We start from the raw sequence: 24,512 nt of genomic DNA, 5'->3' as shown, positions 1-24,512 counted from the left end.
TGAAACTGGCTGGAGACACTGATGCGTATGCCACGCACCATTCTTGTTCTGACACTCGCCGCGACAGTTGCGGGCTGTTCCGATATTGGTTTGCGCAATCTTCGGGCACCCGGGCCCGGGCCGGATGAGTTCTCGGTCCTGCCGGTTAAGCCGCTGACCCAACCAAAGGATTATGCGTTTCTACCTGCACCTACCCCCGGTGGTGCGAATCTGACTGATCCCAATCCAAAGGCAGATGCTGTTGTGGCTCTCGGCGGCAGCGAAGCGGCCCTGAACCCCAATACCGCGATTCCTGCGAGTGATGCAGCGCTGGTCACAGCTTCAAGCCGATATGGTGTTCCCGCCAATACGCGGCAGGTTGTTGCCCAGGAAGATGCGGATTTCCGTAAGAAGAAGCAGCGCTTCACGCGTTTGCGGCTTTTCCCGGTGGATCGTTATTCGCAGGCATATCGGCGCGAGTCGATCGATGCGAACAATGCAAACGAAGCGGCGCGGCAGCGTGGTATCGAAACACCTTCTGCGCCTCCGTTGGAATGAACTTTTCTTAACATTCCGTCATTGGCCTTGAACACTGGCAGCACCACCGTAGTTTGAATACCAGAAACGAAACGGAGGATGCCCCATGGTTCGGGCCCTGGCATTGTCGGCTGCCCTGATCGCAGCATCCCCTCTTTGGGCCAAAGAGGGGCATGAGGCGGTTACCACTTTCACGCTTGATAACGGCATGGACGTCGTAGTGGTCGAAGACCACCGCGCGCCGGTGGTGCAGCATATGGTCTGGTATCGTGCAGGCTCGGCAGACGAACCGATCGGGTCCTCTGGTGTCGCGCATTTTCTGGAACACCTGCTGTTCAAGGCCACCGATACAATGGAAGCGGGTGAGTTGTCGGCCACCGTCGCGGCCAACGGGGGAAATGACAACGCATTTACCTCTTATGACTACACTGCCTATTTCCAGCGCGTTGCCGCCGACCGGTTGGAACTGATGATGCGGATGGAGGCGGACCGGATGCGCAACATCCGCCTGACCGAAAATGACATCGTAACCGAGCGCGACGTCATCCTTGAGGAACGCAACCAGAGGACCGAGAACAATCCACGCGCGCTGTTTGGCGAACAGATGAACGCAGCGCAGTATCTAAACCACCGCTATGGCGTTCCCATTATCGGCTGGAAACACGAGATGGAAGAGCTCGACATGGACGATGCCCTGTCCTTCTATCAGACCCATTATGCGCCCAATAACGCCATTCTGGTCGTGACTGGTGATGTTGACCCGGACGAGGTCAAATTGCTGGCAGATCAGTATTATGGTGTGATACCCGCCAATCCGGACCTGCCCGAAAGGATCCGTTCGCAGGAGCCCCCGCAAACGGCTGAGCGCCGCCTGACCTACAAAGACGCCCGAGTCTCGCAGCCTTATGTGCAACGCAGTTATCTGGCACCCGAACGCGATGCAGGCGCACAAGAGAAAGCCGCGGCGCTGTTTCTTCTGGCCGAGTTACTGGGTGGTAGCACTACATCCTATCTGAATGAAAAGCTGCAGTTTGAGCAGCAACTGGTCGTCTATACCGGTGCGTTCTACCGGGGCGTTTCACTGGATGACACAACCTTTGATCTGATTGTTGTTCCGGCCGAAGGTGTCTCGTTGCAGGAGGCCGAGGATGCGATGGATCAGGTCGTTTCAGACTTTATTGCCGAAGGCGTGAACGAAGAGGATCTGGATCGCATCAAGATGCAGCTTCGCGCCGCTCAAACCTATGCGCGCGACAATGTGGACGGAATCGGAAACCGCTATGGACGCGCGCTGACCAGCGGGTTGACGATTGAGGATGTACAGGCTTGGCCGGATATCCTGCAGGCGGTGACAAGCGATGACATCATCGCGGCGGCACGAGAAGTGATACAGCCCGAAACATCTGTAACCGGTTGGTTGATGCGCGATGATGAGGTGACACAATGAAACGCATTCTCGCGACCCTGATCGCTGTTGTTATCGCGTTGCCCGCATGGGCTGAAATCAAAATCCATGAGGTAACCTCACCAGGAGGAATCACCGCATGGCTGGTCGAAGATCACTCAATACCCTTTACCGCGCTTGAGATGCGATTTCGCGGCGGCACCTCCTTGGATGATCCCGACAAACGCGGCGCGGTTTACCTGATGAGCGGTTTGATCGAGGAAGGCGCGGGCGACATGGATGTCCGGACCTATGCGCGCGAGCTTGAGGCATTGGCGGCCTCATTCAGCTACCGGGCGACGGATGATACAGTCTCGATTTCAACCCGCTTCCTGACCGAGAACCGCGATGATGTGGTCAATCTGTTGCGGACTACAATTCACGAACCCCGCTTTGACCAAGATGCCATTGAACGGGTGCGGGGGCAGGTGCTCTCGGGTCTGAAATCGGACCAAACTGATCCGAACGATATTGCCGGACGCAGTTTTGCAGCAATGGCGTACGGAGATCACCCCTACGCGACGGACGGAAAAGGGACGATCGAAAGTGTTTCGGGGCTGACCCGTGACGATATCATTGCGGCCTACCAGAACGTCTTTGCCAAGGATCGGCTATATGTCGGGGCCGTCGGTGACATCACCGCAGAAGAACTGGGCACATTGTTGGATACGCTGCTGGTGGATTTGCCAGCAACAGGGAAAGCCATCCCGGATAAGGCCGATGTTAAGATCGATGGCGGCATAAGTGTTGTGGAATTCAATACGCCTCAATCGGTTGCTCTTTTTGGCCAAAAAGGCATTGACCGCGACGATCCTGATTTCTTTGCAGCCTTTATCCTGAATCACATATTGGGCGGTGGTGGATTTGAAAGCCGCCTGATGCACGAAGTGCGGGAAAAGCGCGGTCTGACCTACGGTGTCTCGACCTTTCTGGTGCCCAAGGATCTGGCCTCGGTTTACCTTGGTTCGGTCTCATCCGCCAATGACCGGATTGCCGACGCGGTTAACGTGATCCGCGACGAGTGGGCCCGCGCTGCGTCCGAGGGATTTACCCAAGAGGAACTGGATGACGCCAAGACCTATCTTACAGGCGCATATCCGCTACGGTTCGACGGGAATGGTCAGATCGCGGGGATCATGGTGGGGATGCAGATGGAAGACTTACCCATCGACTATATCGCAACCCGCAATGACAAGGTGAACGCGGTGACACTGGAGGATATAAACCGGGTAGCGGCCGAGTTTTTGGACCCCGAAGGCCTGCATTTCACCGTGGTTGGGAAACCGATCGGTCTGGACGGATAGCGACCAGACGACCTTTCTGCGCGTCATGACGGTGTGATTGTGTTGTGCCAGTCGCAATCTATAAATCTGCCAAGGGTACCAGAAATCCCTTGGCGTGCAATTTTGTGACTTAAGAGTTCATTAATGAGTCGCGGTCATAATTTGGCCAGAAACATCAAGGATGCTTTCATTGTCGAGGCGATTGAGCGGTTAGATCAAACCGGTGTCTCGTTCGACAATAGGTAGGACAGAAAGACGCCATGATAGTTGCGGCATTAGGAATTGGGATACTTGCGGGGTTGCTGACATTTGCGGCCTCTCTGGCTCTCGGCCAATCCCTGCTCAGCGCATTCATTCTCTATGTTGTGGCCGGTTCGCTGACTACGCTTTTGGTTGCAGCTGGACTGTATGTCAAACGCTCCTAGCCTTATTTGAAACGGTAATCCCGCGAGTCCTTAAATGTTGGCGATGCCAATGTCCTGACAGGTGCTCAGTTCTGTTTTGCCTGTGCACGCAGCATTTGCCCCATCATTTGCCCGAACTTGCCTGACCCGCGCTGATAAAGTGCCCCGTCGACCGCCAGAACCGTGCCACTGATATAGCTCGCCATATCTGAGCTGAGGAACAGGCAGGCGTTTGCCACGTCCTGCGGCTGGCCCCAACGGCCCAACGGTACGTCTTTGCGTAACGCTTCCCCAGCATCCGGGGTGGGGGCAAGGCGTTTGGCTCCCTCGGTGCCTTCGATGAAACCGGGCACGACCGAGTTCACACGAATGCCTTCCACACCCCATTCCATCGAAAGGGTCCGGGTGATTTGATCCACGCCCGCCTTTGCCGCGCAGACATGGGCCTGACCTTCATAAGGTAAGTATGCCTGTGGGGCTGAGATGTTGATGATGCTGGCGCCGGGGCGTTTGAGGAACGGGTAGGCCCCCTTCAACACATGGATCGTGCCCATCAGGTCGATATCGATCACAGTTTTGAACGCATTGACTGACATCTCAGCCGCCAGCGCTGGGAAGTTGCCTGCTGCACCCGAGACCAAAACGTCAAAATTGCCTAATGTATCATGGAACTGTTTCAGTCCAGCCGCTACGGCCTCAGGGTTCCTCACGTCAAACGCTGCACCGATGGCATCCTGTGCGCCAGCGGCTTTCAGAGCCGCGACCGTATCATCAACCTTTTCCTGCGAACGACTGGCTACAGCCAGTTTGGAGCCCGAGGCCGCAAAGGCCTCGGCAATGCCGCGATTGATGCCGCTGGTTCCGCCGATAACGATGACGGTTTTTCCTGAAAAATCCATGTAGACCTCCCTTGGCAGGGAACCCTACTCGCCGTAGGGCACCCAGATGTTTTTCACTTCGGTCGCAGCCTGAAGGAAGCGGCGGGAATGGTCCATGCTCCAGTCAAATGCCGTCGCGTTATTGACCCAAGTTCGCTTCAGGTTTCCGGCCGAGACGGCTTCGATCTCTTTCGAAAGGTCGGTGGACGAGAACGACCAGACCGCATCCACGTTCAGATGTGAGGCCAGCGGTTTCGCCAATTCCACATGACTGCCGGTCAGGATGTTCACCACGCCAGCGGGGACGTCCGAAGTTTCGAGGATCTGGTAAAAGTCTGTTGCCGCCAGTGGATAGGGCTCGGAAGCCACCAGAACTGTCCGGTTGCCCATGGCAATCGCTGGCGCCATCGCAGAAACCAGACCCAGAAGCGGTGCCTCGTCGGCACACAGAGCACCGATCACGCCAACGGACTCTTTCATCGCAATAGCGACTCCCCGGATCGGAACGCCATGCACCTGACCGTCATACTTGTCGGCCCAGGCAGCGGCGGCAAACAGACGCTGGATTGAGGCTTCAACCTCTTTCGCGCCGTCCTTTTTGCCGGTCATTGCGTCGATACGCGCGGCGAATTCATCGGCACGGGCCGAGAGATTCTCGCCGATGTAGTATAGGATCTGAGCCCGCAGGTGGCCGGTTGTCTTGGACCAACCCTTCGCACCAGCTGCGGCCTCAACCGCGTTCCGGATGTCCTTGCGATTACCAAGCCCCACATGGCCCAGCAGACCGGATTTACCCCAGACGGGCTTTGAATAGCCACCGTCGGGCCGCGCCTGTTTACCACCGATATACAATTTGGCGGTGCGGTCGATTGGATCGACCGGAGCACCTTCGCCCATGGTCGGCTCGATCTTCGCCAGCGGTTTACCCTTGCCCTTGGGCTTTGTATATGCCGCCAAACCTTCCCAGCCGCCTTCGCGACCAAAGCCGCTTTCGCGCACGCCGCCAAACCCGGCGGCGGCGTCAAACAGGTTGGTCGCGTTCACCCAGACCACGCCAGCAACCAGCTTGGGCGCGATGTCCAGCGCGAGGTTTACATTTTCGGTCCAGACCGTTGCTGCCAACCCGTAGCGGGTGTTGTTTGCCAGTTCGACCGCTTCTTCGGGGGTGCGGAAAGTGGACGAAACAAGTACCGGTCCGAAGATCTCTTCCTGCATCAGCGGGTCAGAGGTCTCCAACCCCGAGATCAGGGTCGGCGGGTAGTAGCAGCCGTTCGCGGGCAAGTCGCAAGCGGCCTGATGAACGCGACCAGCGGTGTTACTTTCAACCATGCCCTTGATGGTCTGTAGCTGAACAGGGTCCACTACAGCGCCCACGTCGATGCACTTATCCAGCGGGTCACCGATGCGCAGGGTGTCCATCCGGGCACGCAGCTTAGCGTGGAAACGATCGGCGATGCCCTCTTGAACCAGAAGGCGCGAGCCTGCGCAGCAGACTTGACCCTGATTGAACCAGATGGCGTCGACGAGCCCCTCGATGGCTGAATCGATATCCGCGTCATCAAAGACGACGTAGGCGGACTTACCGCCCAATTCCAACGTCAGCTCTTTGCCTGACCCTGCGGTCGCCTCGCGGATGCGCCGCCCCACAACTGTCGAACCGGTAAAGGCGATCTTATCGACGTCCGCGTTTACGATCATCTCGCCCACCGCACCGTCTCCGGTCACGATATTGACCACGCCTTTCGGCAACCCGGCCTGCGAGCAGATATCGGCGAACAGCAGTGCGGTCAGCGAGGTGTACTCGGCCGGCTTCAGAACCACGGTGTTGCCCATTGCCAGTGCAGGCGCGATTTTCCACGCCAGCATCAACAGCGGGAAGTTCCACGGAATGATCTGGCCGCAAACCCCCAGCGCCTGAGCGTCGGGCAGTTCGCTTTCCATCAACTGCGCCATGCCCGCATGGTAATAGAAATGCCGCTGCGCCAGCGGGATGTCGATATCGCGCGATTCACGGATCGGCTTACCGTTGTCGAGGCTTTCGAGCACGGCAAACAGGCGCGAATGCTTCTGCAGCAGGCGTGCAATCGCGTAGAGATAACGTGCGCGCCCCGCACCGCCCAACTTCTCCCACTTGGGTTGCGCTTTACGTGCGGCAGAAACCGCGGCGTCCACGTCACCCTGTTTCGCTTGCGTCAGCTTGGCCAGAACCTCTCCGGTCGCCGGGTTGCGGCTGTCAAACCCTTTGCCGGGTTTGGTGAATGCGCCGTCGATATAGTGGCCGAACTTGTCGCCCTGATCGACCAGCCAGGCCAGTGCCTCGGCTGCGCTTTCGGGGGCAGAGCCGTAGTCCATGGTCTCGAAAATCTCTTTGACTGTCATTGTTCTTGTCCTTTTCCCGGGGCTTCGCCCGTTCAGCGCTGAAATCGCTCCACCGGAGCGATTTCCGGGCGCGCCTCACCCCATAGAATGGCGGTAACCGGCGGAATATGCGCCTGTCACATAGTGTTCTAACTGCCGCTCAATGTCGCCCAGCAGTGATGAGGCACCAAAGCGGAACAGATCTGGTTCCAGCCAGTGGTCACCCAGCTCGTCCTTGATCAGCGACAGGTAAACCAATGCGTCTTTGGCTTTTGAGATCCCACCTGCAGGTTTGTACCCGACCCGATATCCAGTGCGGTCATAATAATCCCGGATCGCGCGGATCATCACCAGCGACACAGGCAAGGTGGCGTTGACGCTTTCCTTGCCGGTCGAGGTCTTGATGAAATCGGCACCCGCCATCATGCAGACCAGCGAGGCGCGGGCGACATTGCGCAGGTTGCCCAGCTCGCCGGTGGCAAGGATGGCTTTGACATGGGCATCACCACAAGCGACGCGGAACGCTTTCATCTCATCATACAGGGCCTGCCAATCGCCGGACAGCACATGACGGCGCGAGATCACGATATCGATCTCTTCGGCGCCCGCTTTCACACTTTCTTCGATCTCGGCCACGCGCAGATGGAATGGAGATAGACCAGCCGGGAAGCCAGTGGATACCGCCGCAACCGGAATACCAGTGCCTTCCAATGCGTCCACAGCCGTTTCGATCATGTCATGGTAGACGCAGACTGCTCCGGTTGTGATTGGCGGCATGTCCAGCGCCTGCAGAACCGACGATGCCACTGGTTGCCGAGCCTTGGCACAAAGGCGGCGAACCCGCCCTACTGTGTCATCGCCTGAAAGCGTTGTCAGGTCGATCATTGTGATCGCTTTCAGCAGCCATGCGGCCTGATATTCCTTCTTCACCGACCGCCGACCGGGCAAGGTCGCGGCGCGGCGTTCGATGGCCGAAGTGTTGGCCTGTACGGCCCGCACCCAATCCAGATCCAGGTCCATTCCCGGGTTCCGGGGCTCGGTCACTTGCGGCAGATGCGGGGTGCGCACGGGGCTTTCTGAGCTCTGCGTATCCATTTTTCCGTCCTTTTGGAGGTTTGCGCCAAATTCGCATGGGCTGCGAAGAAAAGAAAGGTGTGCCGACCCCTGCAAAGGGTAAAATTTTGACCAAATGGACAAAAAAGATGTTTTCTTGCGAGTAATTCGCATTTGCATTGACTTAGTTGCGAATGGTTCGCATATTCAGAGGTAACAAGGCACCTGAATGGAGTCGCAAATGATTCGCCGTACCTTTCTTGCAGCATTGGCTTTCGTTGCTGCATTACCAGCCGCCGCATTTGCCGAGGCGCCGTTGAAGGTTGTCGCAACGACCGGCATGATCGCTGATACGGCCCGGCAAATCGGCGGTGATCAGGTTGAAGTCAAAGGTTTGATGGGCCCAGGCGTTGACCCACATGCTTATCGTCAGACGCGCACAGATATCGTCGCGATGACCCGCGCAGATCTGGTGCTGTGGCACGGCCTTTATCTCGAAGCGCAGATGGAAGATTTCTTTGATGATCTGGGGCGTAAGCAAACCGTTGTGGCTGTTGCGGAGGGTGTCGACAAAGGCAAATTGCGCGCTCATGACGACTACGCCGACAAATATGACCCGCATGTCTGGATGAGCCCGGTGCTATGGCGTGATGTTGTGCTTGAGGTGCAAGATGCTCTGACTCTAGCTCGCCCTGAGGCTGCAGAGTTCTTTGCCGCAAATACTCAAGCGTTTCTGGCCGAGATCGACGCGTTAAGCGCTTATGGCGAACAGATGCTTACTGCAGTTCCTGAAGACAACCGTATGTTGGTAACCGCCCATGACGCCTTTGGCTATTTCGGTGCTGAATATGGCTATGAAGTGCTGGGTGTTCAGGGCATCTCGACCCAATCAGAGGCCGGTTTGAACCGCATCGGTGAGTTGGTCGACACACTCGTGAACCGTCAGTTGAAAGCGGTCTTCGTGGAAAGCTCGGTCTCTGACCGGTCCATGCGTGCTCTGATCGAGGGTGCCGCGGCTGAAGGCCACGAGGTCGGTGTCGGTGGAGAGCTTTACTCGGACGCGATGGGAGAGCCCGGCACATATGAGGGCACTTATATCGGAATGCTTGATCACAACATCACCGTGATTGCCGGGGCGCTGGGCGCGGATGTGCCGCAGCGTGGCATGAACGGCAAACTGTCGGCGGGGTTCTGAGCCATGCTGGAACTCGCAACAGTTCAGGGTGTTTCAATTGAAGGGCAGGATATTGATCGCTGCCCGCTCGCCATTCGCGGTCTGACTGTCTCGTACGGTCAGAAGCCCGCAGTGTTTTCGGTGGATATGACGGTGCAACCCGGCGCGATGACGGCGATCATCGGACCGAATGGGGCTGGCAAGTCCACTTTGCTCAAGGCCGCGTTGGGGATCGTATCGCCTCTTTCCGGTCAGGTGACGGTGTTTGGCCAGCCGCTCGAAGATCAACGTGCGCGTATCGCCTATGTCCCGCAGCGCGCCAGTGTGGATTGGGATTTTCCGACACGCGTGATTGACGTGGTTCTGATGGGATTGTCGCGTCAGTTGGGTCTACTGGGTCGTGTTCGCGCACGTCATATGGCCCGCGCCATGGACTGTTTGAACCGTGTCGGAATGCGAGAATTTGCGGACCGTCAGATTGGTCAGCTTTCCGGTGGTCAGCAACAGAGGGTCTTTCTTGCGCGTGCATTGGCACAGGATGCTGATCTGTACCTGCTGGACGAGCCCTTTGCGGGCGTGGACGCCGCGACCGAAAAGGCCATTATTGCTGTACTGAAATCGCTGAAAGAAGCTGGCAAGACCGTTGTCGTGGTACATCACGACTTGGCAACGGTTGTGGACTATTTTGACCATGTGTTCCTGATCAACACCCGCAAGGTGGCCGAAGGTTCGGTTGAGCAGGCCTTTACTGCGGAAACGTTGCAAGCCGCTTATGGCGGACGCCTCGCAACGGCACAGATTGATCAGATTTCACGCGCGCTGGGATAATCATGGTTTGGGATGCTCTGACCCTGCAGCTTGGCTATAACGCCACGCTGGTCGTGATTGGTGCGACGTTGCTGGGCATTTCAGCGGGAGTGACCGGCACGTTTCTGTTCCTGCGTAAGCGTGCCCTCGTAAGCGATGCCATTAGCCATGCGACCCTGCCGGGGGTTTGCCTTGCCTTCATGGCATTGGTGGCGTTTGGAGGGGATGGGCGCAATCTAATTGGACTGTTGGTCGGTTCGGCCATATCGGCTTGGGTCGGCCTGCTTTGCATGAACTGGCTAACGCGTCATACGCGGCTTGCAGAGGATGCTGCGATCGGTGCGGTTCTCTCGGTCTTCTTTGGGTTTGGTGTTGTCCTGCTGACGGTGATTCAGACCATGGGTGTTGGACGTCAAGCCGGGTTGGAGGGGTTCTTGCTTGGGTCCACCGCCGGAATGCTCTGGGCAGACGCGCTCGTGATTGCAATCGGTGGTGCGGCGACTCTGTTGCTGGTGATGATTATCCGCCGTCCAATGACGATGGTGGCCTTTGATCCTGAATACGCCGCCGCGCGTGGATTGCCTGTGCACCGGATTGATCTGGCGATGATGGGGCTTGTTATGGCGGTCACTGTGGTCGGGTTGAAGATCGTTGGCCTGATCCTGATTGTCGCGCTGCTCATCATTCCTCCGGTGACCGCGCGGTTTTGGACAGAACGATCCGATCGTGTTGTGCTGCTGGCAGGGATATCCGGGGGGCTTGCCGGCTTTTTGGGGGCAGGAATTTCGGCCTCGGCACCGAACCTGCCAACCGGTCCGATCATTGTCCTGGTCAGTTTTGGATCTTTCGCGCTGTCACTTTTGTTCGCACCGGTTCGCGGCGTTTTGGCGGCAGTACTGCGGCACCTTAGATTCCAGCGACGCGTGCATATCCGGCAGGGTCTTCTGGCGCTGGCGCAAGGTCAGAAGATCTATGAGCCACTGACCATTCGCCTGCTGCGTCGTGCGGGTATCGTGCGTGCGGATGGTGTTGCGACAGACGAAGGGAAAGCGCGCGCCGCCAAAGCGCTGCGGGACGAAAAGCGGTGGGAATTTGTGCGTGCCGATCAGGCGCACGAGGCTACTGCGGCGCTTTACGATGGTTTGCGTGATATCGAGACCGTTCTAACGCGCGATCAGATCGCCGAAATAGACCGTCGCATCGGTGGCCCGCAGGAGGTCATGCCATGAGTGGTGAAGAATTTGTCCCTCTGTCGCTGACCCCTCTGTTGATTGGAACATTTGCAGCCATCGCTTGCGCGCTTCCTGGAAACTTTCTGGTTCTTCGTAAACAGGCCCTTATTGGCGATGCGATCAGCCATGTGGTTCTGCCCGGCATTGTCGTGGCGTTTCTGCTGACAGGTGCGATCTCTACTTGGCCAATGATGCTCGGCGCGGCCGGGGCCGCTGTCGTTGCCGTTGTGATGATCGAGGCGATCCGACGATTAGGTCAGGTTGAACCCGGCGCCGCAATGGGAGTGGTGTTCACAACCATGTTTGCGGGCGGGGTATTACTGTTGGAACAGACTGATACCTCGACGGTTCATCTAGACGTGGAACATGCGCTTTATGGCAATCTGGAAAGCTTGATCTGGTTGGATGCCACAGGATGGTCGTCTCTGCTGGACGTACAGGCATTGGCTGGTCTGCCCCCCGAATTGCCCCGAATTGCACTGACGATGGTGGGTGTCATCTTGTTTACCTGGTTGTTCTGGCGGCCGCTCAAGATCTCGACCTTCGACGAAGGATTTGCTCGTACCATTGGCATCCGAACCGGAGCGTTGGGTATGGCGCTGGTCATCACAGCGGCGATCGCTGCCGTAGCTGCATTTGATGCCGTGGGATCTATCATCGTGATCGCCATGTTCATCTGTCCGCCCGCTGCGGCTCGGATGATGACGAACCGGCTGGAAACCCAGATTGTCTGGAGCGTTTTGTTCGCGACCATTTCAGCCATCTCGGGATATGTTCTGGCTGGGTACGGCCCATTGTGGCTGGGGGGTGCAGATGCTGTTAGTGCTGCGGGAATGATCGCGACGATATCTGGCTTGATACTGGCGCTGACCGCCGTCCTTGGCCCCTGTCGAACCCGCAGCGGAGCCCCCAGCCAGGCTTAACTTGGCGTATTCACGCCAATGGTTTTCGCAAGATTTCGGCTGAACTTCGCCAAATAGAAACAATTTCCAAATATTAACGGGATTTATTACATGTGCGATGGTACGCATGCCTTGATAAAATACCACAAGACCACCACTCACTCTGGTATATCCGGCCAGTATTGACCTAAGTCGCTACCCCCTTTACGACAGGGTCAAGCTGGCCGGATACCTCATTTGCCCACCCCGCTGAACCATTCAAACCTGTGGTCGAATCGCGCATATCTATGCTAGGTCTAGTGGTATGGTGTACACAGACCCCAATATCAGCAACGATCGCCCGGTAATTCGGCAGCTTGATGATGCAGCGATCAATCGGATTGCTGCTGGTGAAGTCGTGGAACGGCCGGCCTCTGCAGTTAAAGAACTTGTCGAAAATGCCATAGATGCCGGGACCAAACGCATTGCCGTTGAAGTCGCGGATGGCGGCAAGACTCTGATTCGTGTCACCGATGATGGCTGCGGCATCGCTGCTGAAGATTTACCGCTGGCGCTATCGCGTCATGCGACATCAAAGATCGACGGGTCCGATCTGCTAAATATCCACACATTTGGGTTTCGCGGGGAAGCGCTGCCCTCGCTGGGCGCGGTTGGTCGTTTGACCATCACCAGTCGCGTATCGGGCTCTGAAGCCGCTACAATCCACGTGGCGGGTGGCAAAGTGGAGGCGGTGAAGCCTGCCGCTTTGCGCACGGGGACAGTGGTCGAGCTGCGAGACCTATTCTACGCCACCCCGGCACGGCTGAAGTTCATGCGCACCGACCGGGCTGAGGCGCAGGCAATTTCCGACATCGTGAAACGTCTTGCGATGGCCGAGCCTGCAATTGCGTTCACCCTACGTGATGTTTCGGGTTTTGGACAAGGTCGCGTGACCTTCCGCGCCGACCGCGAGAATGGCGATCTGTTTGATGCGTTGCACGCCCGATTGGCGCGCATACTAGGACGTGAATTCGCCGAGAACGCATTGCAGATTGATGCCACCCGCGAAGGGCTCCGGCTGTATGGCTATGCCGCGCTTCCGACTTATTCGCGTGGGGCTGCCGTCGCGCAGTATCTATTCGTCAACGGACGACCCGTGCGGGACAAGATGCTAACCGGTGCTCTGCGCGCGGCCTATCTCGATTTTCTCAGTCGCGATCGTCATCCGGCCGCAGCGCTGTTTATCGACTGTGATCCAACGCTGGTGGACGTGAATGTGCATCCGGCTAAATCCGAGGTTCGGTTCCGCGATCCGGGCCTAGCACGTGGGTTGATCGTATCCAGCCTGCGCCACGCGCTGGCCGAAGCCGGACATCGTGCGTCTTCGACGGTGGCAAATGCAACCTTGGGTGCGATGCGACCCGAGCCCGCGCCCGCTGCGCCAGCGCGGGTGTATCAGATGGATCGTCCGTCACCGATGGCGCGTCAGGCAGCCTATCGTACGCAATCTCCTGGCTTTGCTGAGCTGTCACAGAATTATAGCGGGCGTATCGTGGAGCCGGTGCCAGAAACTGCTCCAGTGGAAGAACCGCAGGACCTGCCATTGGGGGCCGCGCGAGGTCAGGTGCACGAGAATTACATCATTGCCCAGACAGCAGATGGCATGGTGATCGTGGATCAGCACGCCGCGCATGAACGGTTGGTTTACGAAAAGCTCAAACGCCAGGCGGCCGAAAACGGCGTTGCCGCCCAAGCCTTGCTGATCCCTGAAATTGTCGATCTGACAGATGGGGACTGCGCGCGGTTGATGGCAGCCGCTGATGATCTTGCGCGCTTTGGGCTGACCATCGAACCCTTTGGCGGCGGAGCGGTCGCTGTGCGCGAAACTCCAGCCATTCTGGGTGAAGTCGATGCTCGAGCCATGATCCTTGATATCCTCGATGAGCTTGCCGATCAGGGCGAAAGCCAAACCGTGCAGGCACGGATTGAGGCGATCCTCAGCCGGGTGGCCTGTCATGGTTCAGTCCGATCAGGCCGTCGGATGCGGGGAGAAGAAATGAACGCCCTGCTGCGCGAGATGGAGGCGACGCCCCATTCCGGCCAATGCAACCATGGGCGGCCGACCTATGTGGAACTGAAGCTCAGCGATATCGAACGCCTGTTCGGTCGCAGTTGATCCATCGGCCCTGTCGGGCTATGAAGAATAAAACAAGAACATCCGAGGCGACATGATCGAGATAGCTGGTACTCAATATGCGTTGAATGACCCCGTCATCCTGATCGCTGGCGGAGTTGTGGCGTTGATTCTGCTCTTGCTGTTTCTGTCGCTACGGGCGTCACAACGCTCGGCCCGGATGGCCGAACCCTTGGCCCGGCAGATGGCCCATTTGGGACAGCATGTGCAGCAACTGGGCCAAGGGCAGGAGCAACTACGCGGCGGATTACAGCATGTCTCGGACACGCAGGCCAATGCGCAGGTGCAGGTGATCCAAACTGTCGAATCCCGCCTGTCTTCCGTGCAGCAGCAGATGAATGACCGGCTGGCAGATAACGCGATGAAATCGGCGCGCGCCTTGGCTGAGATGCAGGAGCGGATGAAGGAATCGCTGCATGGTTCGTCGAAACAGACGGCGACCTCGCTGACGCAATTGCAGGAACGTCTGGCGGCCATCGACAAGGCGCAGGACAATATCACCAAGCTTTCTGGCGACGTGCTGTCTTTGCAGGATATCCTGTCGAACAAGCAGACGCGCGGAGCGTTCGGGGAAATCCAGCTGAACGATATCGTCTCGAAGGCGTTGCCATCGGATAGTTTTCAGCTGCAGGCAACTTTGTCGAATGGACGACGGGCGGATTGCCTGATCAACTTGCCAAACCCTCCCGGACCTATCGTGATCGACAGTAAGTTTCCGTTGGAGGCCTATGAGGCGCTGATCGGATCGACCAACGATATGGAGCTGAAAGCTGCGGTGCAGATGTTCCGCAGTACCGTGCGCAAGCACATCAACGATATCGCCGAGAAGTACATTCTGGACGGTGAAACAGCTGATGGGGCGCTGATGTTCCTGCCGTCTGAGGCGGTCTATGCCGAGCTGCACGCCAAGTTCCCGGAACTTGTGCAGGAGAGTTTTTCGAAACGCGTCTGGATCGTGTCTCCGACCACCTGCATGGCGACGCTGAACACCATGAGGGCGATCCTCAAAGACGCGCGCATGCGCGAGCAGGCCGGTGCCATCCGCAAGGAGCTGGGAATGCTGCACAAGGATGTGGACCGTTTGGGTGAACGTGTCTCGAACCTTGATCGCCATTTTGGTCAGGCGGCCAAGGACATTTCGGAAATCAAGATAAGTGCCGAAAAGGCGGGCCGTCGTGCGCAGCGGTTGGACAATTTTGACTTCGAAGAGATTGCTCCGGACGAGCAGACAAACGTGGTGCCTCTGGGAAAGACCGAAGGTTGAGCGTTACTGGATCGACAGGTCCAAATTATAACCAACCGTCTTGCCGGTGTCGCGATCGTTCCCCATCAGATAAACACGTATGGTGTAGTCGCCACTATCTGGAAGCTCGATCCGAGCGGTATTGCCATCAATTGAACCATTGTAAATTGCAACCCCGTCACTGTTCGGCGGCAGGATATTGAAATAGATCACCCCATAACCGTTGGTGTCACTGACCTTGAGGTCGGCGAACATCTCCTGCCCAGACTTGGCGCCGAGTTTATAGTCGAAATACTCGTTTCCGGTTACAGTACCATTCACCATCGTACCGAAATTACCCGGTTGGAATTTCACGTCTGCTGTCATCTGAGCGGAAACGCTGGCTCCGAAGGCCATCAACAGCGCCATAGTTGCCATCCTTAACATTGCTGAAACCCCCCAGTTGGTTAGCGTCGATAAACAACCCTACCATAACGGATCAGATTCGAAGGAATGGCTGGAACAGGCGCGGCATCAGCTTGCTGAACTTCAGTGGAGCATCGGTGACGGCCAGACAAATGCAGTCTTCAGAGATGTCTGCCGTAGGCGTGTGATGGATAGATTGGTCTGCAATTTCGACATCGCCGCGGTCGAAGCGGTCGATCTCGTCAGAGAATGCACCCTGCAGGACCATCGTCAGTTCTATGCCATTGTGGCTGTGATCCGGCACCGCTGCCCCGGCGGGGATAAACAACAACCGGGCGGTGGCTTCGCTGGTCGTGGGCAGGATTGCCTGTTTGACACCCATGCCGACGGGCTTCCATTTGATCGCGTTCACGTCGCCGCCAACATAGTCCTGCAGCGGTGCCGGAAGCACTGCACAAGATGGGCGCGCGGGTTTCGCCTTTGGTGCACCCTGAGCAATCAATGCCATTGTTGCCGCCAATGAACCGTCGCTCATGCTTGCAGACGCATCTTGTTCCTGTAAAACGCATCCACCAACTGCGTCAAAGCTTTCAGCGCGGGCGCGGCAGTGGTCGCAAAGAGATAGGTGCGTGGCGACCATCAGGTCGAACGCTTCGGGCAGATTGCCTGCGGCATAGGCCATCAGCAGGTCGTCTGTCAGGTGATGTTTAATCTCGTTTCTCATGCTCGTCATCTCAGTTCATCGCGTAGCGCAAGCGGTCCAGCGCCAGCCGTATCCGTGATTTGATCGTCCCTAAAGGTAACCCGGTCTGAGATGCGATTTCTCGATGGCTCAGATCTCCGAAGTAGGCCTTCTCGATCAGCTGTCTTTGCGCCTCGGGTAATGCCGCCATGGCATCACGCAGCTGCGCGGTTTCCTGTTGCAGCGCCAGAACGTCTTCCTGTTCCGGCTCCGCCTCTGGCCCCCACCAGAGGTCTTCGGGTTCAGGACGGCGTTGCTTTCGCAATACGTCAATGCGCTTGTTTCTTGCGATAGTGAACACCCAAGTCGCAACCGTTGCCCTTGTCGGGTCAAACAGATGCGCCTTGTGCCACAAGGTCGCCATGACCTCCTGCGCGCATTCCTCCGCCAGTGCAGCGTCTGACCCGGACTTGATTAGAAATGCCTTTATTCGAGGTGCAAAGTGCTGGAACAGTTCAGCAAATGCGACCTGATCCTTCGCATCTCGGATGCGACGGACGTGATCCACCCATTCCTTTCTCGTGTCACAACCTTTGTTTTGTCCGTTCACCGATTTACCTTTAAATCGTTTGGCTCCGTGCACGGCACTTTTGACAGCAGGTTGTGCTGCCGCATCGTCCAAGGTCACGGTATCTATCTCGGTAAACATAACCTTATTACGTTGTCTGACCCAAGTTGGATCAGTCTGGTGCAAAAAATTTCATCCAAAACGAGCAGTATTTCGTAATGTATGATGTAGGGGCATTCGGAAATGGATGTCTTTTGAACAGTTTGCAGTCAGTACGGAACATCTGCGTTATGAACACTGTTGATCACATCGCGGGTCATACCTTTCACGGGCGCAAGGGTGCGATCGATAATTCGTTTCGCTATTCAATCGATTATGTTCTGTTTGACCCTGAAGCATGTGCCAAGACGCCCTTTTTGTTTTCGTTCAACAAGGTGAATCTGACCGGATGGCGAGATAGCGATCACGGTGGCGAGCCTGGTCGGGGTCGCGGCGCGATTTGGCTGCGTGAGTGTTTTGAGGCGCAGGGTATTCCTCAGCCGGATCAGATCACTCTGTTGACCCAACCGCGCATGCTTGGGCATGTGTTCAATCCCGTGAGTTTCTGGTTCTGCTTTGATGATGGGAATCAGCTCTATGCTGTGGTTGCTGAAGTGACCAATACTTATGGTACGCGTCACAGCTATCTGTGCCACAAACCCGATCATTCGCCCATTGCGTCAACAGATCGGATACTGGCTGACAAGTTGATGCATGTCTCGCCGTTTCAAGAAATTGAAGGAACCTATACATTTCGGTTTGATTATCGCGACGAGCGGGTGGGTGTCTGGATCGATTATGGTCGCGACAGCGGGGGGCTGATCGCCACCCTGACGGGTTCACGCCGGCCGCTTAGCAACCGCATTATTCTTAAATCGCTCTGGCGCCGACCGTTCGGAGCGCGAAGGGCGGTGTTTCTGATCCACTGGCAAGCGCTCAAGCTATGGGTCAAGCGCGCCCGTTTCAGCCCCTTTCGCACCGCTCCCGTCCCTGATCAGCCTGTATCGCGTTCACATCAGTAAAGCCCTCTGCTTTGCGCAAGATCAAAGACGGTCGCCTGTGGCATCGTTCAGATAACAGTGAACCGCGAACACGAGGAGTTGGGACATGTTGGAAATCTCGGCAAGAAAAATCGCTCAGGTTGCCATGATGGGTCGAGAGCTGAACCGGGCCGAGGGCGAATTACGCGCATTCATCGAACGCATGAGCGAGGATGAACAAGCAGAACTGGTCGCCGTCATGTGGGTCGGTCGTGAGAGCTTCTTCGCTGAAGATCTGGCCGAGGCCATTGCAACCGCAAAGTCCGAGGCCTCAACCCCTTGCGCGGATTATCTGATCGGAACGCCGCATTTATCCGATCACCTGGAAAATGGGTTGGATGCGCTGGGAATCTCTGCTGAAGATGTCGAAAACGATCTGATGTAATCCCTGATCTCGCGTTATGGCGTATGGATTGGTCCGGATGCTGGCGCGTCGGATTGGTTGATCCGCTTTCATTAAACAATATTAATGCGGCGTTCCTACGAGGTTAATGTCGAGTTCTTTTATCAGGTTCATCAACGGCAACGATGAATACTGGAGGAATTCGACATGGCACACGTCAATACAACCGCAGCTGATCATCGGTCTCTGTTCTTCGGCCAGTTTGCGAACCAGCCTGAGGCGCCATCTGCATGGCAGCGTCGCAGAGTTTACAACAAGACGATCCGAGCGCTTGAAAAGCTCAATGATCATCAGCTTAGCGATATCGGCATCTCACGCGCTGAGATACGGCAGCGCGTATATCGAAACGTTTATCACAACACGCCCTATCAGGCCTGCTCTTAGGCACTATCCGGTGCGATCCGAAAAGCAATCCATGTAAGTAAGCGCGAGGTAACGAATATGCTTGATAGCAACCTAAATCCGAAACAGACCGTGTCTAACAGTGCGCTGTTGTTGTTCGATCAGGCGATGAGAATGCGCGCAATCCAAGCTGATATCGTTCGCGCCGGTCAAGAGCTGAACCGTCTTTCAGATTTCGAATTGTCAGAGCTTGGAATCAATCGCTGCGATGTTGAAGCGGTGATAGCGCAATATATTTGACGGCTGTCAGCGACGCCACAAGGTGATCAGCCGCTTCGCGTGTTCGAAGCGGCTGATTGCGTTTTAGGTGGTGTGGTCCACGATCTGCAGGTGTTGCGCCAGTGTGTCGATCTCACCCATCCAACCCTGTACCAGTTTCGGATCACTTGGCGCGGCGTGGACACCGGTAGGGATAGCACGGTTCAGGACGGCTTCGACTGCAAGGGACACCGGGATCGATACCAAACGGGCCATGGCCGTGCCGCGTTCGTCACCCCAAGCGTCCATGACATAGGTCTTATGCCAGACCTCAACGCCGTCTTTCTCGGCTTTCAGGCCCACACACAGAACTACGCGGTCGGGTTCGCTCTCTTCATAGGCGTTTTCTTCCCAGAACTGATCCGACATCTCTTTCAGGCGGGCGTCGCCTTCCGGCCCTGCGAGGGTCTCGATTTCAGTAAACACATCCGACCACGCGTCAGCCCAACCGTTCAGGCGCAGGGTGCCGCGGACAAATTCCTTGACCGGCCAGTGATCCTCGAACTGGTACTCGGCCTTAAAGGGGATTGAATCGCGGTTCGGGTAGACCTCGAAGCTTTCGGGCGTGGGCAGCGGGGCGATATAGCTGCTGATCGCGTCCCATGGGCGCGCGACGTCCAATGGGGCATAGTCGCGGATTGATTTCGACGGTGAGCGCAGCGCCTTTAGAACACCCAACGGTGACCAGCTGAACTTGTAGCGGAACGGGTTCGGGTTCTTCGGGATCCCGCCGCAATACGAGATAAAGCTTAGGTGGTTCTGGGGATCGAACGCGTCCGATGCGCGGTAGTCGGCGACCAGAGCATGCGCCATCAGGTGGTCGATCCCAGGGTCCAACCCGACCTCGTTGACAAGCGCGACACCTGCCTCACGCGCCTTGTCGTCCAAAGCGCGCATCTCGGGCGCGATGTAGGAAGACGACACAAAATTGGCCTCTTTTGAAATTGCCAGCTCTGCCAGTGGCACATGCCAGTCACCCGGCAGCATCGAGACGATCACGTCGCCCTTCTCAAGCACCGCGCCTAAGGCGTCGATGTCGAAGGCGCGGATGTCATCAGTCAGGTCTCCGACCTCGGCCTTGGCCTTCTCGACAGTCCGGTTCCAGACAGTGACCTTGTGCCCGCCTTCGATTAGGCGGCGCAGGCCGGGGATGGCCGACAGGCCGGTGCCACACCAGTGAATCGTCATCTCTCAGATCCCTTCGATATGTGTTTTGTAGGTTGCCTCAGCCCGCCCCCAGACACCGCTGTCCAGATCGGTCAGCGTCAGCAGGGACGGTAGCAGTTGCGCCGCGTAGTCTTGCGAGCTTTCGACGGGCAGCATCGACGGCAAATTGTCGATGGCCATTATATCCATGACCGGGTTGGTCGCCACGCGCAAAGCAGGGGCGTTCCATGTGGTGGCACGGTCATAGACCGGCACTGGGTTGTAATCGCTGTCCGGGTCGCAGGCCACGTCGCCTATGGCCGTCAGACTGCGTTGTGCGCTCAGAGCATCGCGCGGGACAAAAACCGGGGTGCCCGGTCGGGCGAAGATGCAGTTCAGGAAGAGATCGTGATCAAGGATTTCGGGAAATGGCCCGCCGCTGGACGTCTCGGCAATGTCCCATTTGGTGACGGCGACCCCCATGGCCTCGCACATATCGGCGGCGCCGGTCCCGACACGGCCTAAGGCGCCGATGACGATGGCGCGGGGACGGTCGGCTCCTGTAGCGTCCAGTTCGGCCATCAGTTCATCATTCAACACGTCTTTGTTGGCATAAACACCAACGGGTGGGCATTCCTGCCCGCGTTGCTGCGCTGCCCATGTCTTCAGTGTAACCGCAGCCCCGGCGTAACCGGCCCAATAGCCAAAGGCAGCAACCCTGCGGCCATCTGCGTCCACCAGATATTCCAAGTCATAAAGCGTGCCGCCACCGGCCTTAAACCGCCGCAACAATTCGCGCCCAGAATGCTGACCCTTATAAGCATGGCCAAACATGATGTGGCGGTGAGGCAAGGGCGTGCCATCCTCGGGCAGCTCTTTTAAGCCAAAGACGATTGCGTCAAGCGGGGCTTCTGGCCACGAATTCTCGGATGCGATTTCGCAACCTGCCTGTCTGTAACCATCCAAAGGAATAGCCCGTACAGAGCTTTCTTCGACCGTCACCCGAATGCCTGCAGCGATCAGTGCGGCGGCACCTTCAGGGGTAAGCCCGACCCGTTCCTCGTTCGGGCGCTGTTCCGCCCGGACCCAGAGATGTGTCATCATACTTCCTTTTGTCAGAGCATTCCGGCGGCGCGCACCGCCTGAACCGATGGCCGAGCCTCCATCGCCTCGCGGAAGGCGATGATCTTGGGAAAGGCCGAAACGTCGACGCCGTCACCTTCCAGCCAGCTACAGACCACATAGAGGTAAGCGTCGGCTAGCGAGAGTGTCTCACCCAACACGAACGGACCACGCAGCCCGTTTGAAACGATATAGTCGCATGACGCGGTCATCGTCTGGGGTACCTTGTCCTTCATGTCCTTCCAACTGGCCTTCTTGTCCGCCCAACGAGGCCCGCGCAGTTTGTGCGCGTGGTTCACATGCATGGTCGAGGCCAGATAATACATTACCTCCCGCATTCGCGCTGCCATCACGGGATCAGCCGGAACCAGCCCGGCCTCGGGTGCTTTGGCGGCAACAAACTCCAGTAGGGCGCCGGTTTCAGTCAAAATGCCACCATCAACCGCAAGCGCAGGTACACGGCCTTTGGGATTAATTTGCCTGTACGCGGGCTTTGTCTGCTCGCCACCGGCGAAATCAAGCTGCACGGCTTCATATTCCAAACCGGCCTCTTCCAGCGCAATCGCCACAGCGACTGAGATTGTGCGGGGGGCAAAATAGAGCTGCATCCGTGCCTCCTTACAGGTGGGTTTGTGCAAAATGCCGATCTGGTGCTTCCAGATGGGGCACTGCATTGAACAGGACCGGGCTCAGCTGTGAACCGATTGGGTGCAGACGATGCATCGACGTATTCATGATGGCAAGCGCCACCCGTGCCATCGAAGTGATATCCAGCATCATCGCCTGCCGGACCACCATCGAGATCAGCCCCCCGGATGTCACAACAATCGCGGGCCCGCCTTCGGTCCCGATGTCGCGCAACGCGTCGCGGACGCGGGTTTCAAATTCGACGAAGGTCTCTGGCGGGTTTTCAATTTCGCCATTGGCCCACGCGGTAAATGTCTTGGGAAGATGTTCCACAAACTCTTCGCGGTCGATTGGAATCGCCACGCCATGTTGCTCATGAAACAGCTGCGCGAGGGTGAAGTACTCAATTTCGTTGAGGCGCGCGTCGTGCACAGGTTCGGCCAAACCCATGCTGGCTGCTGTCTCCACATGACGTGTAAGGGTGCCGCAATAGACCCGAGGGTGATGGGCCTGGGTATCTTTCAGATGCGCACCCAGCCAACGCGCTTGCTGGTGGCCCAGATCGCTGAGCCTGTCGTAGCTATTCTCGTCCCGCGCGGCGGTGTTGGCCTGCCCGTGACGCACCAATGTAATGAATGACATTTCGAACCCTCTTGCGACGAAGTCTTAGGGCAGCTTCGCGTTCGGGGCCAGAGGGGTTCGGGGAAAAACTGCATCAATTCACGCCCCTCCCTTGCGAGCTAATCTGACGGGCGTATTGTGCATTCTGGTTGATCGGGGGAATGTAATGGCAGTCGACGAAAAACGGTTTCTGGAAGATCTGCATAAATTACGGCAGTTCGGAGCTTCTGGCGTGGGCAAAGGTGTCATTCGGCCTGCTTATTCTGAAGCTGACATTGCAGCCCGTCATTGGCTGGCAGGCCGCATGGCCGAAGCCGGGCTGACCCCCCATTTCGACCCGGTTGGAAACCTTTTCGGATTAGCCGAAGGACCGTCGCTGTTGATGGGGTCACATTCGGACAGCCAACCCGAAGGCGGCTGGCTGGATGGCGCATTGGGTGTGATCGCAGCGCTTGAGGTCGCGCGGTCCAGTGAGCAACCTATTTCAGTTGTCAGCTTTCAGGATGAAGAAGGCCGGTTCGGTGTCACAACGGGTTCGGCGGTTTGGTCTGGCGAATTGGATCTGGAACGGGCAGATGAGCTGACTGATCATACCGGAGAGACCTTTGGTTGCGCACGCGCGGCGATGGCGGATTGTGCCGCTAGTTTCGTCGACCCGGGTCGGTTCACCGGGTTTATCGAAATGCATATCGAACAAGGCCCCTCGCTTGACACGCAAGGTGACCAGATCGGTGTTGTTACCGACATCGTCGGCATTCGCGATATGGTGGTTCAGTTTGATGGCCAGCAAAACCACGCAGGTACAACGCCCATGCACCTGCGACGCGACGCATTTCAAGCGCTGTCCCTGTTCAACACACGCCTTAATGACCAGTTTCGTAACGTGGTAACGCCGCAAACAGTCTGGACAATTGGGCATGTAGACCTGCATCCCAGCGCGTCCTCGATCGTGCCGGGCCGTGTGCGTTTCTCGATGCAGTGGCGCGATGGAGATGCAGATCGGCTGGCAAGGATGGAAGAGATCATTCGCAACACCGCGAGCGATATCGCCGCACAAACGGGTGTGGAGCTTAGTTATGGATCCCTTCTGGGCTTGGAGCCTGTGGCGATGGATCACAAACTTCGCAAAGCGCTGGAAGCGGCTGCCGAGCAGATCGCGCCAGGCCGGTGGCGACGGATGCCATCAGGGGCTTTGCATGATGCAACCAATGTTTCGCGCATGATGCCGGTTGCGATGCTGTTCGTCCCGTCGATTGGTGGAATCAGCCACGATTTTGCCGAGGATACAGCCGAAACTGACCTGGTTGCCGGCCTCAAGGTTCTGGATTGTGCGGTTCAGAAACTGAGGTCATCAATGTGATAAGGTGCTGTAAGATCTGAGCTTCTACCTTCGTATGGTCTGGGAAGGATTGGAAAAGCAAAGCAGTAAGTTAGGCGCGATCTAAAGAGTGTTGCTTAATGGAAAAAAGTTTCCTATAGGAACATTATTAAAGCATGCACTCGCATACGAGCCTGGCCAGTCCTTGGTCTGCCATCGAAAACCGGGGCTGAATCGTTGCAAAATATTCAGCTTGGGTCAGACTGACGGGATAGCTTCTGTTCACTATATAATAAGAAGGTAGCCATCATGACATCCTTAAGACGCACGCCTCTTCACGCTTTGCATGTTGAGTTGGGTGGTAAGTTGGTTGATTTTGCTGGGTGGGAGATGCCTGTTCAGTATCCATTGGGG

At 56.9% G+C, this 24,512-nt stretch carries 25 protein-coding genes; 15 read left to right on the top strand and 10 right to left on the bottom strand.

Annotated features, from left to right (window positions below):
• The first annotated feature begins 21 nt into the window (after positions 1-21).
• The 4 genes from ACR0MQ_RS06470 to ACR0MQ_RS06455 all read left to right on the top strand — a co-directional run bounded on the left by ACR0MQ_RS06470 (position 22) and on the right by ACR0MQ_RS06455 (position 3,668).
• Positions 22-537 (top strand): DUF3035 domain-containing protein, encoded by a 516-nt coding sequence (locus ACR0MQ_RS06470; protein ID WP_010438645.1) that lies wholly within the window; start codon positions 22-24, stop codon positions 535-537.
• 85 nt (positions 538-622) lie between these two features.
• Complete coding sequence (locus tag ACR0MQ_RS06465; RefSeq protein WP_480606757.1) at positions 623-1,963, top strand: M16 family metallopeptidase; 1,341 nt, start codon at positions 623-625, stop codon at positions 1,961-1,963.
• Positions 1,960-3,264 (top strand): M16 family metallopeptidase, encoded by a 1,305-nt coding sequence (locus tag ACR0MQ_RS06460; protein WP_480606754.1) that lies wholly within the window; start codon positions 1,960-1,962, stop codon positions 3,262-3,264. The genes ACR0MQ_RS06465 and ACR0MQ_RS06460 overlap by 4 nt, the downstream gene beginning before the upstream one ends.
• A 239-nt stretch (positions 3,265-3,503) precedes the next feature.
• A complete protein-coding gene (locus ACR0MQ_RS06455) occupies positions 3,504-3,668 on the top strand; it encodes a hypothetical protein (protein ID WP_170776043.1) in 165 nt (54 codons plus the stop codon).
• A gap of 65 nt (positions 3,669-3,733) precedes the next feature.
• On the opposite strand, the gene ACR0MQ_RS06450 is transcribed toward ACR0MQ_RS06455, so the two are convergent.
• The 3 genes from ACR0MQ_RS06450 to deoC form a co-directional block, all read right to left on the bottom strand.
• Positions 3,734-4,546, bottom strand: a complete 813-nt coding sequence (locus ACR0MQ_RS06450; protein ID WP_480606752.1) for an SDR family oxidoreductase — start codon at positions 4,544-4,546, stop codon at positions 3,734-3,736.
• A 24-nt stretch (positions 4,547-4,570) separates the two neighbouring features.
• Positions 4,571-6,904 carry an aldehyde dehydrogenase family protein gene (locus ACR0MQ_RS06445; RefSeq protein ID WP_170776045.1) on the bottom strand — a complete coding sequence of 778 codons (2,334 nt, stop codon included), beginning with the start codon at positions 6,902-6,904 and terminating at the stop codon, positions 4,571-4,573.
• Between the two features lie 75 nt (positions 6,905-6,979).
• Complete coding sequence (gene deoC / locus ACR0MQ_RS06440) at positions 6,980-7,978, bottom strand: deoxyribose-phosphate aldolase (RefSeq protein WP_170776046.1); 999 nt, start codon at positions 7,976-7,978, stop codon at positions 6,980-6,982.
• 199 nt (positions 7,979-8,177) lie between these two features.
• On the opposite strand from deoC, the gene ACR0MQ_RS06435 reads away from it, so the two are divergent.
• The 6 genes from ACR0MQ_RS06435 to ACR0MQ_RS06410 all read left to right on the top strand — a co-directional run bounded on the left by ACR0MQ_RS06435 (position 8,178) and on the right by ACR0MQ_RS06410 (position 15,488).
• On the top strand, positions 8,178-9,131 hold the full coding sequence (locus ACR0MQ_RS06435) for a metal ABC transporter solute-binding protein, Zn/Mn family (RefSeq protein WP_170776047.1): 954 nt from the start codon (positions 8,178-8,180) through the stop codon (positions 9,129-9,131).
• 3 nt (positions 9,132-9,134) lie between these two features.
• On the top strand, positions 9,135-9,938 hold the full coding sequence (locus tag ACR0MQ_RS06430; protein WP_170776048.1) for a metal ABC transporter ATP-binding protein: 804 nt from the start codon (positions 9,135-9,137) through the stop codon (positions 9,936-9,938).
• Positions 9,939-9,940: 2 nt separating this feature from the next.
• Positions 9,941-11,146 carry a metal ABC transporter permease gene (locus ACR0MQ_RS06425; protein WP_480606748.1) on the top strand — a complete coding sequence of 402 codons (1,206 nt, stop codon included), beginning with the start codon at positions 9,941-9,943 and terminating at the stop codon, positions 11,144-11,146.
• Positions 11,143-12,072, top strand: coding sequence for a metal ABC transporter permease (locus tag ACR0MQ_RS06420; protein WP_170776050.1), 930 nt, complete (start codon positions 11,143-11,145; stop codon positions 12,070-12,072). Before ACR0MQ_RS06425 ends, ACR0MQ_RS06420 begins: the two co-directional genes overlap by 4 nt.
• 283 nt (positions 12,073-12,355) lie before the next feature.
• Positions 12,356-14,206, top strand: coding sequence for a DNA mismatch repair endonuclease MutL (gene mutL, locus ACR0MQ_RS06415; protein ID WP_480606745.1), 1,851 nt, complete (start codon positions 12,356-12,358; stop codon positions 14,204-14,206).
• 52 nt (positions 14,207-14,258) lie between these two features.
• Positions 14,259-15,488: a DNA recombination protein RmuC gene (locus tag ACR0MQ_RS06410; protein WP_170776052.1), complete on the top strand. Its 1,230-nt coding sequence runs from the start codon at positions 14,259-14,261 to the stop codon at positions 15,486-15,488.
• 3 nt (positions 15,489-15,491) lie between these two features.
• On the opposite strand, the gene ACR0MQ_RS06405 is transcribed toward ACR0MQ_RS06410, so the two are convergent.
• The 3 genes from ACR0MQ_RS06405 to ACR0MQ_RS06395 form a co-directional block, all read right to left on the bottom strand.
• Positions 15,492-15,875 (bottom strand): hypothetical protein, encoded by a 384-nt coding sequence (locus tag ACR0MQ_RS06405; protein ID WP_480606742.1) that lies wholly within the window; start codon positions 15,873-15,875, stop codon positions 15,492-15,494.
• A gap of 70 nt (positions 15,876-15,945) precedes the next feature.
• Positions 15,946-16,596, bottom strand: a complete 651-nt coding sequence (locus ACR0MQ_RS06400; protein WP_170776053.1) for a ChrR family anti-sigma-E factor — start codon at positions 16,594-16,596, stop codon at positions 15,946-15,948.
• Positions 16,597-16,606: 10 nt separating this feature from the next.
• Entirely contained in the window at positions 16,607-17,263 is a 657-nt protein-coding gene (locus tag ACR0MQ_RS06395; RefSeq protein ID WP_170776054.1) for a sigma-70 family RNA polymerase sigma factor, read from the bottom strand.
• A gap of 149 nt (positions 17,264-17,412) precedes the next feature.
• Here ACR0MQ_RS06395 and ACR0MQ_RS06390 point away from each other — a divergent pair, with 149 nt between their 5' ends.
• The 4 genes from ACR0MQ_RS06390 to ACR0MQ_RS06375 all read left to right on the top strand — a co-directional run bounded on the left by ACR0MQ_RS06390 (position 17,413) and on the right by ACR0MQ_RS06375 (position 19,246).
• Positions 17,413-18,183 (top strand): DUF1365 domain-containing protein, encoded by a 771-nt coding sequence (locus ACR0MQ_RS06390; protein WP_170703578.1) that lies wholly within the window; start codon positions 17,413-17,415, stop codon positions 18,181-18,183.
• An 85-nt stretch (positions 18,184-18,268) separates the two neighbouring features.
• Entirely contained in the window at positions 18,269-18,586 is a 318-nt protein-coding gene (locus ACR0MQ_RS06385) for a DUF3775 domain-containing protein (RefSeq protein ID WP_010438669.1), read from the top strand.
• A gap of 165 nt (positions 18,587-18,751) precedes the next feature.
• Entirely contained in the window at positions 18,752-18,988 is a 237-nt protein-coding gene (locus tag ACR0MQ_RS06380) for a DUF1127 domain-containing protein (protein WP_480606739.1), read from the top strand.
• Positions 18,989-19,045: 57 nt separating this feature from the next.
• Entirely contained in the window at positions 19,046-19,246 is a 201-nt protein-coding gene (locus ACR0MQ_RS06375; RefSeq protein WP_170471848.1) for a DUF1127 domain-containing protein, read from the top strand.
• Positions 19,247-19,309: 63 nt separating this feature from the next.
• Here the strand turns inward: ACR0MQ_RS06375 and ACR0MQ_RS06370 are convergent, their stop codons facing one another.
• The 4 genes from ACR0MQ_RS06370 to ACR0MQ_RS06355 are packed head-to-tail and all read right to left on the bottom strand — an operon-like array spanning position 19,310 to position 22,801.
• Positions 19,310-20,452 carry a saccharopine dehydrogenase family protein gene (locus ACR0MQ_RS06370; RefSeq protein ID WP_480606735.1) on the bottom strand — a complete coding sequence of 381 codons (1,143 nt, stop codon included), beginning with the start codon at positions 20,450-20,452 and terminating at the stop codon, positions 19,310-19,312.
• A gap of 3 nt (positions 20,453-20,455) precedes the next feature.
• The gene (locus tag ACR0MQ_RS06365) at positions 20,456-21,511 is read right to left on the bottom strand and encodes a saccharopine dehydrogenase (RefSeq protein WP_480606732.1); all 1,056 of its coding nucleotides are present in this window, start codon (positions 21,509-21,511) and stop codon (positions 20,456-20,458) included.
• A gap of 14 nt (positions 21,512-21,525) precedes the next feature.
• Complete coding sequence (locus tag ACR0MQ_RS06360) at positions 21,526-22,140, bottom strand: glutathione S-transferase family protein (RefSeq protein ID WP_170471854.1); 615 nt, start codon at positions 22,138-22,140, stop codon at positions 21,526-21,528.
• A gap of 10 nt (positions 22,141-22,150) precedes the next feature.
• On the bottom strand, positions 22,151-22,801 hold the full coding sequence (locus ACR0MQ_RS06355) for a histidine phosphatase family protein (RefSeq protein ID WP_010438686.1): 651 nt from the start codon (positions 22,799-22,801) through the stop codon (positions 22,151-22,153).
• A gap of 145 nt (positions 22,802-22,946) precedes the next feature.
• Between ACR0MQ_RS06355 and ACR0MQ_RS06350 the strand changes: the two genes are divergently transcribed.
• Positions 22,947-24,140 carry a Zn-dependent hydrolase gene (locus ACR0MQ_RS06350; protein ID WP_170471858.1) on the top strand — a complete coding sequence of 398 codons (1,194 nt, stop codon included), beginning with the start codon at positions 22,947-22,949 and terminating at the stop codon, positions 24,138-24,140.
• The last annotated feature ends 372 nt before the right edge of the window (positions 24,141-24,512 follow it).

The organism is Ruegeria sp. AN6, assembly GCF_056540425.1.
This window is presented reverse-complemented; position numbering and strand designations above follow the sequence as displayed.